The organism is Sphingobium sp. MI1205, assembly GCF_001563285.1.
Lineage (GTDB): Bacteria > Pseudomonadota > Alphaproteobacteria > Sphingomonadales > Sphingomonadaceae > Sphingobium.
The window spans coordinates 2595444-2610500 of record NZ_CP005188.1; the positions used below are offsets into that span (position 1 = coordinate 2595444).

General features: G+C 57.3%; 14 protein-coding genes. 10 read left to right on the plus strand and 4 right to left on the minus strand.

The features are described 5' to 3' along the window. Window positions 1-4 precede the first annotated feature (4 nt). Genes trbL through K663_RS12760 form a run of 5 tightly spaced genes read left to right on the plus strand, consistent with a single transcriptional unit; the run spans window position 5 to window position 4381 of the window. Window positions 5-1324: a P-type conjugative transfer protein TrbL gene (trbL, locus tag K663_RS12740; protein WP_062118145.1), complete on the plus strand. Its 1320-nt coding sequence runs from the start codon at window positions 5-7 to the stop codon at window positions 1322-1324. Window positions 1325-1327: 3 nt separating this feature from the next. Further along, window positions 1328-2143 (plus strand): conjugal transfer protein TrbF, encoded by an 816-nt coding sequence (trbF, locus tag K663_RS12745; protein WP_062118148.1) that lies wholly within the window; start codon window positions 1328-1330, stop codon window positions 2141-2143. Then, the gene (gene trbG, locus K663_RS12750) at window positions 2140-2973 is read left to right on the plus strand and encodes a P-type conjugative transfer protein TrbG (protein WP_201026631.1); all 834 of its coding nucleotides are present in this window, start codon (window positions 2140-2142) and stop codon (window positions 2971-2973) included. The genes trbF and trbG overlap by 4 nt, the downstream gene beginning before the upstream one ends. Then, on the plus strand, window positions 2970-4163 hold the full coding sequence (locus K663_RS12755; protein ID WP_062118151.1) for a TrbI/VirB10 family protein: 1194 nt from the start codon (window positions 2970-2972) through the stop codon (window positions 4161-4163). Before trbG ends, K663_RS12755 begins: the two co-directional genes overlap by 4 nt. Next, window positions 4151-4381, plus strand: a complete 231-nt coding sequence (locus K663_RS12760) for a DUF2274 domain-containing protein (protein ID WP_062118154.1) — start codon at window positions 4151-4153, stop codon at window positions 4379-4381. Before K663_RS12755 ends, K663_RS12760 begins: the two co-directional genes overlap by 13 nt. A gap of 845 nt (window positions 4382-5226) precedes the next feature. Here the strand turns inward: K663_RS12760 and K663_RS25145 are convergent. Both K663_RS25145 and K663_RS12770 read right to left on the minus strand, forming a co-directional pair. Further along, a complete protein-coding gene (locus tag K663_RS25145) occupies window positions 5227-5649 on the minus strand; it encodes an RES family NAD+ phosphorylase (protein WP_083535900.1) in 423 nt (140 codons plus the stop codon). Further along, window positions 5609-5812, minus strand: coding sequence for a hypothetical protein (locus tag K663_RS12770; RefSeq protein WP_062118160.1), 204 nt, complete (start codon window positions 5810-5812; stop codon window positions 5609-5611). Before K663_RS12770 ends, K663_RS25145 begins: the two co-directional genes overlap by 41 nt. 387 nt (window positions 5813-6199) lie before the next feature. Between K663_RS12770 and K663_RS12775 the strand changes: the two genes are divergently transcribed. The 3 genes from K663_RS12775 (at window position 6200) to K663_RS23345 (ending at window position 8622) form a co-directional block, all read left to right on the plus strand. Beyond that, window positions 6200-6445 (plus strand): hypothetical protein, encoded by a 246-nt coding sequence (locus K663_RS12775; RefSeq protein WP_062118163.1) that lies wholly within the window; start codon window positions 6200-6202, stop codon window positions 6443-6445. 366 nt (window positions 6446-6811) lie between these two features. Continuing rightward, complete coding sequence (locus tag K663_RS12780) at window positions 6812-7819, plus strand: KpsF/GutQ family sugar-phosphate isomerase (protein WP_062118167.1); 1008 nt, start codon at window positions 6812-6814, stop codon at window positions 7817-7819. Then, window positions 7816-8622: a 3-deoxy-manno-octulosonate cytidylyltransferase gene (locus tag K663_RS23345; protein WP_083535901.1), complete on the plus strand. Its 807-nt coding sequence runs from the start codon at window positions 7816-7818 to the stop codon at window positions 8620-8622. The genes K663_RS12780 and K663_RS23345 overlap by 4 nt, the downstream gene beginning before the upstream one ends. A 92-nt stretch (window positions 8623-8714) precedes the next feature. Here K663_RS23345 and K663_RS12785 read toward each other — a convergent pair whose 3' ends face one another. Both K663_RS12785 and K663_RS12790 read right to left on the minus strand, forming a co-directional pair. Beyond that, entirely contained in the window at window positions 8715-9506 is a 792-nt protein-coding gene (locus K663_RS12785) for a KpsF/GutQ family sugar-phosphate isomerase (RefSeq protein WP_335339067.1), read from the minus strand. Window positions 9507-9771: 265 nt separating this feature from the next. Then, window positions 9772-10494: a hypothetical protein gene (locus K663_RS12790; RefSeq protein ID WP_062118170.1), complete on the minus strand. Its 723-nt coding sequence runs from the start codon at window positions 10492-10494 to the stop codon at window positions 9772-9774. A 179-nt stretch (window positions 10495-10673) separates the two neighbouring features. Here K663_RS12790 and kdsA point away from each other — a divergent pair, with 179 nt between their 5' ends. After that, entirely contained in the window at window positions 10674-11504 is an 831-nt protein-coding gene (gene kdsA / locus K663_RS12795) for a 3-deoxy-8-phosphooctulonate synthase (RefSeq protein ID WP_062118173.1), read from the plus strand. 58 nt (window positions 11505-11562) lie between these two features. After that, window positions 11563-15057 carry a glycosyltransferase gene (locus tag K663_RS12800; RefSeq protein WP_145902270.1) on the plus strand — a complete coding sequence of 1165 codons (3495 nt, stop codon included), beginning with the start codon at window positions 11563-11565 and terminating at the stop codon, window positions 15055-15057.

Sequence of the window (15057 nt, forward strand, 5' to 3'; positions counted from 1 at the left end):
CACCTTGAACGACCTCAACGTCATCGACCGCTTTCTGCAAGCGTTCATCACCTATATCGACAGCGGGTTCGGGCTGCTCGGCCCCGATGTCGGCTTCCTGACCGCGACGCTGATCGGCATCGACGTCACGCTTGCCGGACTCTTCTGGGCGATGGGCGGCGAGGACAATGTCATCGGCCGGTTCCTCAAGAAGATCCTCTATGTCGGCGCCTTCGCTTTCATCCTGAACAGCTTCTCCACCCTTTGCGACATCATCTTCCGCTCGTTCGCGCAAGCGGGGCTGACCGCAGGCGGAGGCGTTCTCTCCGCCGATGACCTGCTCAAGCCCGGGCGCCTGGCAGGCACCGGCTTTGCCGCAGCCTGGCCGCTGCTGGACCAGGCCAGCGAAATGGTCGGGTTCACGACCTTCTTCGACAATTTCATGACCATCATCGTGCTGCTGTTCGCCTGGGCGCTGGTCATCATCGCCTTCTTCATCCTCGCCGTGCAGATGTTCGTCTGCATCCTCGAGTTCAAACTCACCAGCCTTGCCGGGTTCATCCTCGTGCCCTTCGCGCTATGGAACCGGACCAGCTTCCTCGCCGAGCGCGTGCTCGGCAATGTGGTGAGCTCGGGCATCAAGGTGATGGTGCTTGCCGCGATCGTCGGCATCGGCTCCAATTTCTTCGCTGAGTTTACAGGCGCGCTGCAGGGGCAGGAACCCGATATCGGCCAGGCTATGAGCCTGGTGCTCGCGAGCCTGTCGCTTCTTGGCCTTGGCATATTCGGGCCGTCGGTCGCCTCGGGCCTCGTATCGGGCGCGCCGCAGCTCGGCGCCGGGGCTGCTGTCGGCACGGCAGTTGGTGCGGGCGGCATGGCGATGATGGCTGGCGGCACAGCCGCAGGCGGCCTTCGCCTGGCCGGCGGCGGTGCGCTCGGCGCCGTCCGTGCAGGAACAGCGATGGGGTCTGCCGCCTCCACCGCCTACCAGCTCGGCCAGGAAAAGGCGGGAAAGCCCACGGTCGGAGCCGGTCTTTCAGGCATGGCGCAGGCCGCAGGCAATGCCGTGCGCTCCCGCGCCGGCAGCACGCTCGGCCTCGGCGACGCCGCGTCGAGTTGCCGGCAGGCTGCATGGAACGCGCTCAATAGCGAAAACTCTCCATCACCGGCTTCCAATCCTCCGGGCGGCGATGCTGGTGCGCAGTACGGAGCACCTGCCTGGGCGCGGTCGATGCGCGCCGAGCAGACCAGCCGCCACCGTCGGCAGCTTGCAGTACATGCCATCAGCCAGGGCGACCGCGGCGGCGGCTCCGCTACCCCCGACATCAAGGAAAGGAACGACTAGACTATGGTTTTCAAGCGAAGCGTACAGCGCTACGGACGCACCCCTGTTCCCGAGACCCCATATCAACGAGCGGGCCAAGTCTGGGACGACCGGATCGGATCGGCCCGGGTCCAGGCCCGTAACTGGCGATTGACTGCCTTCATCAGCCTCGGCCTCGCCGCCGGCGTATCCGGAGCCCTTGTCTGGCAGTCGCTGCAGAGCCGGGTCGTGCCTTACGTCGTAGAGGTCGATCGCCTCGGCGAAGCCCGCGCGGTAAATGAAGCAGTCGCGGGTTGCCGGCCGACCGATCCGCAGATTGCCTGGCACCTTGCGCGCTTTATTACGAACATACGCTCGACCTCCCTCGACCCCGTGCTGATGAAGCGGGGTTGGCTCGAGGCCTATGATTTCGCGACGAGGCGGGGGGCGCAGTTCTTAGGAGAATATGCCCGGGCCAACAACCCGTTCGGGCGGGTCGGCGAGCGGACGGTCTCAGTCCAGGTCACAAGCGTCGTCCGGGCGTCCGATACTTCGTTTCAGGTCAAATGGGCGGAGACCGCGTTCGAGCGTGGTGCGCGGGCCAGCAGCAGCCGCTGGACTGCCATCCTCACGATCGTCACCCGCCCTCCCGTCGATGCTGAGACGCTGCGCCGCAACCCTCTCGGCATCTATGTCGATGCCATCGACTGGAGTCGCGAGCTCGAAGCCGAACCGCAGCCACCATCGGAACCAAAGCCAGCTCCAGCGGAGCCGTCCTCCGCAAACCCTCGCCTCGGCTCCCGGCTTGATCCCGATATAGCCGCGCCCGCGCCCCAGAACATCCAGGAGATCCAGCCATGATCGTCCGCACCATGCTTCTCCCTCTTGCCGCACTTACTGCCGTTCAGGCTCACGCGCACGAAGCCTCCTCCCCCTTGCGAAGGGTGGCAGCCGCAAACCGTAGCGGGACCGAGCAGCCGACGGCAGACGGGTTCATCAATGCGGCGCGGGTCTATGCTTATGCGGAAGGCCTGATCTTCCAAGGCTACACCGCGCCAGGGTCGGTCACCGACATCGCCTTGCAACCTGGCGAAACACTGGTCGCGGTTGCCAGCGGCGACACTGCGCGATGGGTGATCGGCGACACGACAAGCGGCAGCGGTCATACTCGGCGGATGCATGTTCTCGTGAAGCCTTTCGCCGCCCGACTCACGACCAACCTTGTCATCACCACTGACCGCCGCACCTATCATCTCCGCCTGACCAGCACTGTGCGCACGCCGATGGCGGCCATCAGCTGGACCTATCCGCAAGACGAGCTGGTTGCGCTCAGGCGCCAAGCCGAGGCCGCCCATTCGGCGAGGCCGCTGGCGACCGGCCTCAATCTCGACCAGCTGCATTTCGACTACGCCATTTCTGGCGACAAGCCCTCCTGGCGGCCGCTGCGCGCGTTCGACGATGGGCAGAAAACCTACATCGAGTTTCCGCGAGGCTTGGCTGCGGGTGAGGCACCGCCTTTGTTTGTCATCGGCGCCGACCGAAGAGCAGAGCTCGTCAACTACCGTGTGCGTGAGCGCTATTATGTTGTCGACCGCCTGTTCGAGGCTGCCGAACTACGGCTCGGCTTTAAAAAACAGCAGGTTGTTCGGATCACCCGCGGAACCCACCGCAAGCAGCGGAGGGGTGCATGACCACGGACACTGCCGCCGCGCCGAAGGTCGATCCCGAGACGCTGGTGCTGCGTGCCAGCCCTACGCGAGCCATCCGATTTAGGCGCGGTGCCATCATCGGCATAGCCGCACTTTGCTCGGCGAGCCTGATGGGCATCGCCTGGCTGGCGCTCAAGCCGCAAATCTTCCGCAAGCCGGTGCAGGCGAGCGAGCTCTCGCAACCAATGGGTCAATCTGCGAATGACGCGGTAGCCGCCCTGCCCTCTAACTATGGAGATGCTCCTCGATTAGGACCACCGCTGCCAGGTGATCTTGGGCGGCCGATCCTGCGTGCCCAGCAACAACAACTGGCCCCGGTGGGAACGAGGTCAGACAGTCGGTCGGCGGCCGATGCCGCCGAAGCAGAAAGACTAGCAAAGCTCGCTGAGCTGAAGGCGGCCCGGCAATCCGGCGTCATGGTCCAGATCAGGTCCAGCGATCAGGCACCCGCCCCGGCCGAACCCCCGCCAGCGGTTCAGCCAATGGCTACGACCCCGGCTGCCCAGGAGGATCGCAAGATTGCCTTTGCAGAGCGGAAGGACACAGCCAGTGACAGCAATCCGCATGAACCGACCGCGCCGGTATCGCCCTACATGCTTGCTGCAGGCAGCGTCATTGCCGCGAGCCTCATCACCGGACTCAATTCCGATCTGCCCGGCCTTGTCATCGCACAGGTCACCCAGCACGTGTTCGACAGCGCGACCGGCCAGTTCCTGCTGGTGCCGCAAGGGGCTCGCCTAATCGGGAAATATGATAGCTTAGTTGCCTTCGGCCAGCGTCGCGCGCTCATCATCTGGCAACGAATCATCTTGCCCGATGGCAGTTCGCTGCGCCTCGACAATATGCCCGCGACCGATGCATCGGGCTACGCGGGCTTGGAGGACAAGGTGAATTTCCACAGTTGGGCCCTGCTCAAGGGCGTCGGCATCGCGACCCTGCTAGGCGTTGGCTCGGAACTGTCGATCAGCGGCGAGAGCGATCTCGTCGAGGCCATCCATCAGTCAACGCAGCAGAACGTATCGCGTGCTGGCGATCAACTCACGTCTCGCAACCTTGATGTGCAGCCGACCATCATGATCCGGCCCGGCGCGCCCGTGCGGCTGCTTGTTAGCCGCGACCTCCGCCTCGCGCCCTGGCGCGGCATAGGGGGAGGATCGACATGGCCGATCTGAAGCTTAGCAAGTTGCCCGACCGGACGCCGGTGAAGCTCGCGATCACCATCACGCCTGACCTGCAGAATGCCCTGCGGGAATATGCCGCCCTTTACGCCCAGGCCTACGGCACGGAAGAACCCGTCGTCGAACTGATCCCGGCGATGCTGGCGGCGTTCCTGGAGAGCGATCGGACGTTCGTCCGAGCACGAGAAGCCACGCAGCGGGGGCGGACCTAATGAACCACTTGGCAGAACAGGCTCTACAGCCTCACCGCTCGAATCGCGACTGCAGTGCGCATCGATGGCTGCAGCTGTCCACGAACCTACGAGCTGAACCAGTCCAGCGACCGCACGAGCGCGCCAAGACGATGGTGCACGCGAACGCTCTGCCCCCGTTCACTGAAGCTCGAACGCAGCCGTCGCCGGAGCTGTGTGCGCTTATCTTGTTCGCCATGACTGAGCTGTTCAGGGGGCGAGCGCCAGCTCAAGGGTTGGCATTGACGTGCGAATAAACGATCCTGGGATGCCGGCAGCCAGCACGGCCGATATAGTAGTACCATATGAGGTGCCAACAGCTGGCGAGAAGCCGAGGGCATCAGTTAAACCTCGCGCGGCCACTCGCCAGCAATCGATTGTGACGGCGGCCGGCAGACGCACCAGTATCTCCGAGTCCGAAAAAGCGCGGCCGTCGCCTACCGCATTAACTGCCGGTCCCGGCAACTCCCTTCTAACCCCGCGCGAGATCCTGTCACGGCTCGGCATGAGCAGCGCCGATCCCGCAAAATGGATGCGCCGGATCTTCAAGAAACATGGCGTGCCCTATGTCCATGCGTGCGGGAAGATGCGCGCGACAGAGGCACAATATCAGCTGCTGTTGGAAAAGATCACATGCTCTCCATCCGCCCCCGTGGGAAGAACGGCATTTGCTACGTCCGAGGCTCCGTCGCGCTCGGCGACAGGCGCATCAAGGTCAAAGAGTTCAGTTCAGGAACGAGTGACGCGAATGCTGCGTCGCACCTGATGGCTGAATATGAAACCAAGCTGCGCGATCAGCTGATGTTCGGACCCGCAGCGCCCGTCGCTCAGGTACCATCGCTGACGCCTTCGACAGCTATTTGTCGAAAGAAAAGCCGCCATGCCCGTCTGAAATCTTGCCCATCGGGAAGCTCAATGAACGGATTGGCAATCTGTCGCTGCGGGAACCCAAACAAGCATGGGAGAATTTCCGGCGGCCTATCTGGCTGCCCATCCCAGTGATAGTCCAGATGACGACCCAGAACTGGGGTTGAGCCGCGGTCCGGGTAGAACAGGCCAGCGCATTCGCCGCCCGGATGACGGACGCTGGGATAGACGAGGCTGTCCGATCCTCGATTCTTGAGCTTCTTCGCCAATTCCTGCGCCGCGCCATAGGTTTTCGGATCAAGCGCTGGGTGACCAATGCCCGCCGCTCTCAAGTCATGCAACTCAGCAGGAACGGAGACGACGAATTCGCGAAACTGCGGCACCCGCCTGGATCATCACGTTATCCGGTTCGCGGAGGGCGGCGATAGCAGCGCGGGCGTTTTCCCGATACAAGCGCCGCAGTAGCTCGGCGTCCGGATCGTTCCAGTCCCATTCGGGCTGAACAGCGTCATACATGGCCTTGGCGGCGCGTTCGATCGGCGTCATGAACCAACCTTATCGTGCATGGCCGACAGCGCATGCATGAAATTGGATTTACGTTCGTTTCGCCGCGAACAAGCGCCTCCGACATCGCGCTAAAGGACGTATATTGGGCAGGTTGTAGCGCTCGATTACGGTGAGCGCCGGCGCAGCTCGCGCAACCTGATGCCGCGGTGCCAAGCATATCATAGGGAGTTCTGCGCGCCGAATTCCACATTCACTAACGATAGTGGCAGCAGAAAGTCGCTCGAACTCCGCCGGACGGGATTTCCACGTTTTAATCGCTTGAAACCTTCGTCCCGCTATTGATGAGCGTGCTGTCGGTCGGGCCAGCGAAATAGATATCAGTGCGCGGATAGAAAGTGACGGCCGTCTCATTGCGGCCATCGGCCCATGGGTGTCTCCGGGATCCAGCGGCAGCTGAGCGGCAGGAGGACCTTTGCGTCGGCGGGTTACTGGCACGCGTCAGACGGCCTTGCGATCGCGGGCATCAGCCGTAGCGAAGCGCTTGCCACGGTGAGCGCGGGTGCGAGCCTCAAGCTGACTCCGGCGGGCGCACTGTTCTTCGGTGCCCACAGGGAATTTGGCTCAGAAAGCAGCGGGCAGAGCGCGACCGTTGGCTATAAGCTCCGCTTCTGATGCCAAACACAAGGGCTTGGCGCACAGGCCCTGAGTGCTTTCGCTTTGGCGGACGAACTTCTTGACCGGCCGGTCGTCCGAATGCTGCGCCTGCTGCTGTGCGTTTTTCAGGAGAACAGATCCAGCTAAAGACTGAATTTATAGTAAACCAACGCGGTATTGAGTCGCCCTTGTCGCACGGTCATCCCAGATCGGCGTTTGCGAAGGAAATCCAATATGGAACTACATTGGCTACTGAAAACGTTTTTTAACTGCGGCTAGGCAAATCGGTCTCGTTTCGAGATAAGATCAGAGCTATAAACAAGGTTTTGTGGCATTATCGCTGCTTTCACCTTTTCAGAAGCAAGCGTGAGGCAAGGGGTTGAAATGTCGACTACATCAAAGGTTACTCCTTTCCTACCTCGCCAGAAAAGCATAACTGCCGCGTCCAGAACCCTTTCGATCGCTTCCAAGGGGATCACGGCCCTTGAGGAAAGATTTCTAGACGCCGTATTTTCAAATACCTTCTTGCATTTAGTCGATGTCATCGTGAAGCTTCATGGTCGTGTCATTGTCACGGGCATGGGAAAAACGGGGATAGTTGCGCGCAAAATAACTGCAACCCTTACCTCTACTGGAACTCCCGCAATATTTATGCATCCTGCGGATGCAGGGCACGGAGACCTTGGCACGGTCACGCAAAAAGATCTGGTAATGATGCTATCGCACTCCGGCGAAACTCGTGAGCTTAGGCCGATCATTCGATATTGCAGGCGATATGGTATCCCGTTGGCAAGCATCACCACACGCGAACGAAGCACCCTCGCTAGCGCGTCCGACATTTGCATCCGCCTCCCGCGCGTGCAAGAAGCCTGTCCTCATGATCTTGCACCTACCACATCGACAACGGTGCAGATGGCGTTTGGGGATGCGCTCGCAACAGCTCTTATTCAGGTGCGAGGATTTTCGGCCGATGACTTTTACAAGTTTCATCCCAAGGGAAAACTAGGCACTCAGCTGATCAAAGTCCACCAGCTGATGGTGACAGGAGAGCTTTTGCCGAAGGTGCACGAAAAGGCTTCCCTTCTTAACGCGACAATCGAGATGACGCGCGGGCGTTTGGGAGGTACCGCAATAATCAACGAGGCTGAGCAGCTGCGTGGTGTTCTCACCGACGGCGACCTTCGCCGAGCAGTTCTCGGAACGCAAGACCTAAATCAACCGGTCTGCCGGTTCATGGACATTAAGCCCTTACAGGTAGATCGAGAAGATTTGGCATCAGAAGCCTTGCGCCTTATGCATCTTCACAACACCACGCTGCTTTTCGTATGCGAAGGCGATTTGCTTTTAGGCGCAATTCATATGCATCAGCTAATGAGGGCTGGGATCACATGAGCACTTTAGTTGTCATTCCAGCGCGTGCAGGATCATCACGTTTGCCGCGGAAGCCCTTACGCGTAATTGCCGGACACACTCTCCTGCACCGTACGATTGCGATGGCGCGCGCGGCCATCCAACGCATTCCGCGCGCGGAACTGGTAGTTGCCACCGACGATGAGGAAATCGCAGACCATGCACGCACGGCGGGATGCGAAGCTGTAATGACTGAGGCCGCAATTGCCAGCGGGTCTGGTCGCGCACTGGCCGCAGCGCTACAGCGCCCCGAACTGCCCGACTTCGTTGTTAATCTCCAAGGCGATTCTCCCTTTCAGCCGCAGGAAGCATTGCGATTGGTGATCGATGCGCTGAGGTCAGGCGCGGAAGTTGCCACTCCGGTGATTGCACTTGACTGGTCCGCCCTGGATGCTCTGCGGGATCATAAAACGCGATCGCCATTCAGCGGCACAACATGCGTTCGATCTGATCACGGGCGAGCGCTTTGGTTCTCTAAAAACATCATTCCAGCCATCAGGGGCGAAGAAGCCTTGCGCGCTCATCAACCACTATCGCCAGTATGGCGCCATGTCGGCCTTTATGGTTATACTCTAGACGCTCTGCGCCGGTTCGAGGCAGCGTCATCTACAGCACTAGAGGATCTGGAAGGACTTGAGCAGTTGAGATTGTTAGAGTTGGGTATCTGTATTACGACCGTATCAGTAGAACCCCCAAGGTTCGATAGTTCCGGGATCGACACAGAGGCGGACATTCAGCGTGTCGAGGCTTGGATTGCAGAATATGGTGATCCCATGCAGTGTTGAAATTTGCAGTTTCAGGACGTGCGCGAGCCCTCTCGGTTCTTTATTTTCACCTGATTGAAATATAATGCGTTTTTAAATGGCATTACCTAATGTTAAGCAACCGAGGCTCGCAATACATCATGCAAGTGCAGCGCCCCGACCAAACGATCATTTTCGCAGACGAATAACAAGGAAACAGCGTTTTCATTCATGATTCGCAGGGCCTTGGAAGCGAGCATCTCCGGCTGTACGGTTAAGGGATTAGGAGTCATGTGAAGCTCGATCTTATCGTTTAGGCTCGCGCTTGTGATGCTTCGCCTCAGATCACCGTCCGTGAACGCGCCGACCAGTCGGCCCGTATCATCTATCACGGCTGTGCTGCCGTACCTCTTCCGACTCATCTCAATCGTAGCTTCGGTTAAGGTCGCCTGTAGGCCCACTACCGGCAGTTGTTCTTCACGCCCCATTAAATCGGACACAGTAAGCAATTGGGCACCCAATTTCCCTCCGGGGTGAAATATTCTGAACTCGCTGGCAGAAAATCCACGACGCTCCACCAACGCGACGGCGAGCGCATCTCCAAGAACGATTTGTACCGTGGTCGAACTCGTCGGCGCCAACTGATTTGGGCAGGCCTCCACCACCACTGGCAACGGCAAGCAAATATCGGCCGCCCTGCCGGCCGTACTATTTTTGCGAGCAGTCATGACCGCCAATTTCACACCGAAGCGACGGCAATATGTGATTATATCTCGCAGTTCCGCCGTTTCGCCTGACCAAGAGAGTGCCAAGATCATGTCGTCAGGCGTGATCATCCCAAGATCACCGTGGCTTGCTTCGCCGGGATGAATATAGAGGGAAGGCGTACCCGTTGATGCCAGAGTTGCCGCAATCTTTCGACCCACCAACCCGCTTTTGCCCATACCGGTTATTATAAGGCGGCCCTTTGTGGCACATACCGCGCTAACGGTCTCCTCAAAAGCTTGGCCTAATTCGCTGTCAGTCAGGGCGTCTGCGAGTGCCTCAAGCGCTTGGATCTGTGTGTCAACCGATCTGCTGGCGGATACGAGAGGCCTGTCAATTACGAGGTTCATTTTTTTCCAAATCATGGTTTTGTGATCGCAAGGAGTCAGACCTGCAATGGCTCATGCAAGCCACCGCAACTCTAGGTCAGAGCCTAAGCGCCATTAATTGTGAACGCCTTTGCTCAGCTTGCAGATAAAGCGCCTCTTCTTCTCGCCAGAGGTCCGCGTATGCAACATCCTGCCAATTGGGAAACCAGGGACCTCCATTTGTGAAGTGGATCCCGGCCGGCGGCTCAGCAGGCAGCATATACTCCCCTTCTAGAAAGTTCCATTCGAGATCGAGCGCACCTATAAGTTCATCGGGCACCCACTCAAATCGATGAAGAAAGCTTGGTGTGGCCCTATTTACGACATCCGGAGTCAATCTTTGAACAAAGGGGTTGCTACCGTTGAAGAGCATAAGGGAAGACCAGTTCTTGCGCGGGTATATACTTTGCGCCTTACCATCCATCTTGATGGCGTTTGTAGGCACATAGTCATGTTGAACTACATACACCGCCTTTGTGTGATCAAGATTCTTGAAAATGTCGCCAATGTCGCGCGTAAAAAGGAAGTCACAGTCCACAAACATGGACCACCCCTCGCTAGATGCAAGATGAGGGGTAAGAAAACGTGTCAGTGAAAATTCGGTAGATGCCGTTACATCATAAGGTCTTGTATAAAGTCCAAGCTCCCGCAGCACGTTTTGCTTCAACGGGTCGATGGAGACTGGAGCGTTAGTATGCCTCATGAGTGAATGGCGGCAGACTTGCCAAGCAATATCTTCTCGCTGATCATATCCGACGTAGATGCGGTTTTGGTGCGTCATTACCAACTATCAGCCCTTGGATTATCTGGAGCCATATCTGGCAAATGCGCGGTTTGGACGCAAGCGGCATTGCGCCAGTTCTCGTCCCATCCCCTTATTTTACTGGCGGAAGCGCCTTGCCGCATGCCTCGAGCTTGTCTAGGAGGGCGCTCAGGTAAAAAGGCGGGAGCGAGAGGCGAATGTTATTGTGCGGTCAGCAGGTCGGTGGAGATCAGCAGCTTTTCATCATCGCCGGACCTTGTGTGATAGAAAATGAGTCGATGACGCTCAGCACGGCCGAGCACCTGCAGAAGGTTGCCGAGGGCCTTAACATCTTCCTAATTTTTAAAAGCTCTTTTGACAAAGCAAACCGCAGCTCGGGCAAGTCGTTCAGGGGGCCCGGCTTGGACGAAGGTTTGCGCATCCTCGAACGAGTACGCATCGACATAGGTCTGCCGGTCCTCACCGATGTTCATACAGAGGAACAGGTGCCCGCCGTGGCGCAAGTAGTGGACGTTCTTCAAACCCCCGCCTTCCTGGCCCGCCAGACAGATTTTATCAATGCGGTAGCCATTTCTGGGAAGGCGGTAAACATTAAGAAGGCGCAGTTCATGGCGCCGCAGGATATGACGCATGTGGTATCAAAAGCTCGAACGGCAGCCCTCGGCGCAGGCCTTCCAAGTGATGCCTTCATGGTCACGGAGCGGGGGGCTACCTTCGGGTATAACAACCTTGTATCCGATATGCGCAGCCTTATCGTCATGCGAGAAACCGAATGTCCAGTCATCTTCGATGCAACTCATTCCGTGCAATTGCCTGGCGGCCAGGGTGAACGCTCTGGCGGGCAACGGGAGTTTGTTCCGACTCTCGCCCAGGCTGCAGTCGCGGTCGGAATAGCGGGACTATTCATGGAAACGCATCCAGATCCTGACAATGCAATGTCCGATGGCCCAAACGCATGGCCACTCGACGAGGTGGATCCGTTGTTGCGTCGCCTGAAGGACATCGACGCAGTTGTCAAAGGTTTGTAACGTCCCGATCAGCGGACACCGTTCGGATGACCATATTCAATCTGGCAAGGATGGCCAAGTGGAAGGCGCAGTCGACAAACATGGTGTGATAGACGGTGCGGAAGGCACGTCGGCCGTGATCGGTACAGGAACGTTGGTTAAGACTTCCTCCCAGCATCTTGCATCGGCTCCTGCCAGACCGATCGTGGTAGTCCTAGGCATGCATCGGAGCGGCACATCCTTGTTGTCGAATGTGCTCCATTATTTGGGCGTGGATATGGCGGACCTGACGGATCACGTCAGCTCAAATAACGCAGGCGGCTTCTGGGAGCGTCCGGACTTGGTCGCGATACAGGATGAAATCTTGCTTGCAATCGGGCGCCCAATATCTCAGGCGGACCATGCACTGCCCTTTCCTCCCGGCTGGTGGAGGCGAAAAGAAGTACAAGCTATTAAGCCGCGCTTGATCGCCTACCTCTCGGAGCAGCTGGCTAAATCATCTAACCTATGGGGCTTTAAGGATCCGCGGACTTGCCGGCTTTTGCCTTTATGGTGGGAGGTGTTCAGAGATCTGAATTTGCGTCCGATATATGTCCACGCTGTACGGAACCCTGCCGAGGCATCTGTATCGATGTCCAAGAAGAGCAAAATCCGGAAGGTTTCGGTCGCCACCAGTGAGATGATGTGGCTGTCCTACAACTATGACATTTTGCGGTATGTAACAACTGAACAGGCTCCGATCTTAGTCGATTATAATGAATGGTTCGAAGATCCTGCGGCAGTTGCCGTTCGACTCGTTGAAGGCTTAGGTATTGGTTCCGACCTTTCATTAAATGACGCTAGGGAGTGCGTCGAAGCGATCGTGAAGGGCGAGTTTCGACATCAGGTCGCGGACGGTAATGATCTCGGCTCTGCAATGCCCGTTGCGACATTGCTCTATGGCGCGATGATCAGCGACAGATCCGCACGGGCCACTCTGGCTCAATTGCCGACGATCGATCTGCTATTCAGATCGATCAAACCCGTTGTCGATCAACTCCATGCAAACGTTAAGGAGCAGGCTGAGCTTGTAAGCAAGCTGGCCGCTGCAGAGCAGCATAGGGCGGAGTTGGAGCTTTCCCATCAGCAATACGCCACATCTCAGAAGAAGATGTCGGAGGAGCAGGCCAAACTCCTTGACGCCATCCGGGCAAACGAAAGCGATCTAAACGCGCGTCTGGATATTGCAACCGCAGAGGTTACTGAGCTCACCGCAAAAGAACTTCGGCGCCATTGTCGCATGCGTGGATTGCTTAAGATCGCAAGAGATTGGCGAGCTCGCGCGTGCGAGGAGCGAGCGACGGCGACCGAACTACATCGGAAATATGAAAGCGCTCAATCAGAATTGTCATCCTTAGAAGGTCGTCTTGCGGAACTTACTGAAAGCAGCACTATATTTCGTCGGCGGTCGGCGGAATTGGAAGATAGAAATAGTCGGTTGATCAATTGGGCTACAGAACAACGGAGACACGTCGAACAACTTAAAGGCCACATTAATCATCGCGCCGTCCCAGACGCGAGTATTTTACTATCTACGCTGAAGAGTGATATCAGCCTTTCCCTTGATGGGAAAATCGATTACTTTGATCGCGTCGGTGTGTCCGGTAGGATCAGAATGACAGACCTACCTAATGTCATTCCTGTGGTCGAAGTAAGAGTTGATGGAGAATTCCTTTTTGCGCAGTCATGTGGCCCTGCTTTGCCAAACGAGGAAGGCTATCCCTTTCTAATCACTTGGTGCTCAATAGCACCTAAATTCGCGGGCCGGAGGGGCAGCATAGAAGTCCCCGGCGCGGCTCAACAAATCGGTTATTTTGACATTCCCAACGACCTCGTGGCTTATCATGTTTCGCCGGCTGAAAGGGCAGCCGAAATATTTGGTGGAACGATTAGCGAAGCGCAGGACTATCAGCGCTGGATTGCAGAGCATGAGACCGCTGAGGACTTGCGATTGGCTCAAGATTTCGCCGCCAGGATTGAGCATGCAGACATGTTCACAATATGGGTTTTTGGCGCGACTGATGTTAACTTTTCTGCGACAATTCGATCTCTGACTGCCCAGTTATACGGCAACTGGGAAGCCATTTGCATTGGCGCACTGCCATACTTAGAGTGTCTGGACCCTCGGGTCCGGTGCATTGAGGCAGCTGAGCTTCCTTCAGTTCTGGAACTATATGGAGAGGACGCCCTTTTTACATTTGCAGAAGCGGGAGACCTGCTCTCCCGAACCGCGTTGCTTCATTTGGCAGTCACTGTGAAAGCTTGCCCGGACTTCTCCTTGATCTATTCAGACGAAGACAGGATTGATCCGGTCACGGGCGTGCGCGCTAATCCCTACATGAAGGGAGACTGGAGCACTGATCTTGCGCTCGTCCAAGACTATTTTTGCCGATTGGCACTAATGCGGAGCAGTTTCCTGAAGCGGGGTAATTCATCAATCATTGACCTCGCCGCATTGTATCGCACGGCGCTAAGCTGTGCCTTGGCTGATGAACCAAAAGTCATTCATGTCCCATTCGTGCTCTACCACCGCTCGTATGAGAATCAGGATCACGGCAGGAATCTAGCTTCCGCTGTCGAGGAGGCCCTGCGCGCCTTCCCTGATCGATTTGCCCGAGCTTCCGTGGCTCATAATGCCATGGGAAACTGGTCGATCGACTGGGCTTTGCCCGCTCCGCCGCCGAGGGTATCCTTGATCGTTCCAACGCGTGATCGTGTGGATTTACTTCGCGTGTGCGTCGATGGCTTCCTACACCAAACCGACTATCCTGATCTCGAAATCATCATCGCCGATAACGACAGTGTCGAAGATGAAACGAAGGCTTATTTTGCCGAAATTGGGAAGGACAAACGTGTATCGATCGTGCCCTGTCCTGGCCCTTTCAATTATTCGGTGATCAATAACTTGGCAGCGTCGCATGCGAGCGGGTCTATCCTAGGGCTGATGAACAATGACCTTAAAGTCATTGATCGCAATTGGCTTGCGCAAATGACGGCTCGCATCGTGCGTCCAGAAATCGGAATTGTCGGCGCCAAGCTTTTATATGGGGACGACACTGTTCAACATGCCGGGGTGACGCTGGGGATCGGTCTTGCGTCTCACATCTACAAGGGGTTCTCGACGCTTCATCATGGTCGCCACGGGCGGCTTACATTGTCTCAAGACGTTAGCGCAGTCACCGCCGCTTGCCTTCTTGTGCGACGCGAGGTCTGGGATGAGGTGGGAGGTCTCGAGGAAACTCTTCCTGTCGCGTATAATGATGTTGATTTCTGTTTGAAAGTCAGTGCCGCCGGTTATCGAGTTCTCTGGGCGGCCGAGATCTTAATGTATCATCTCGAATCCCAATCTCGCGGCAAGGATATATCCCCTGAGAAGCGTGAAAGACTGGACACGGATAAGAAGCGCATGAGAGAGCGGTGGGGTGAGAGGTTGGATAAGGATCCATTTCACAGCCCCAACTTGTCTAATCTTTGCACTGATGCTTCGTTGTCGTACCCCGCCCGCGTAACTCCGTCATGGCAGGAGACCAATTGA

Bases quoted from the DNA above. Each gene is read 5' to 3' on its own strand.
- K663_RS12760 (WP_062118154.1), top strand. From the start codon at position 4,151: ATGGCCGATCTGAAGCTTAGCAAGTTGCCCGACCGGACGCCGGTGAAG.
- kdsA (WP_062118173.1), top strand. From the start codon at position 10,674: ATGTTATTGTGCGGTCAGCAGGTCGGTGGAGATCAGCAGCTTTTCATC.
- K663_RS12770 (WP_062118160.1), bottom strand. From the start codon at position 5,812: ATGACGCCGATCGAACGCGCCGCCAAGGCCATGTATGACGCTGTTCAG.
- K663_RS12780 (WP_062118167.1), top strand. From the start codon at position 6,812: ATGTCGACTACATCAAAGGTTACTCCTTTCCTACCTCGCCAGAAAAGC.
- K663_RS12790 (WP_062118170.1), bottom strand. From the start codon at position 10,494: ATGACGCACCAAAACCGCATCTACGTCGGATATGATCAGCGAGAAGAT.
- K663_RS12775 (WP_062118163.1), top strand. From the start codon at position 6,200: ATGGGTGTCTCCGGGATCCAGCGGCAGCTGAGCGGCAGGAGGACCTTT.
- trbG (WP_201026631.1), top strand. From the start codon at position 2,140: ATGATCGTCCGCACCATGCTTCTCCCTCTTGCCGCACTTACTGCCGTT.
- trbF (WP_062118148.1), top strand. From the start codon at position 1,328: ATGGTTTTCAAGCGAAGCGTACAGCGCTACGGACGCACCCCTGTTCCC.
- K663_RS23345 (WP_083535901.1), top strand. From the start codon at position 7,816: ATGAGCACTTTAGTTGTCATTCCAGCGCGTGCAGGATCATCACGTTTG.
- K663_RS12755 (WP_062118151.1), top strand. From the start codon at position 2,970: ATGACCACGGACACTGCCGCCGCGCCGAAGGTCGATCCCGAGACGCTG.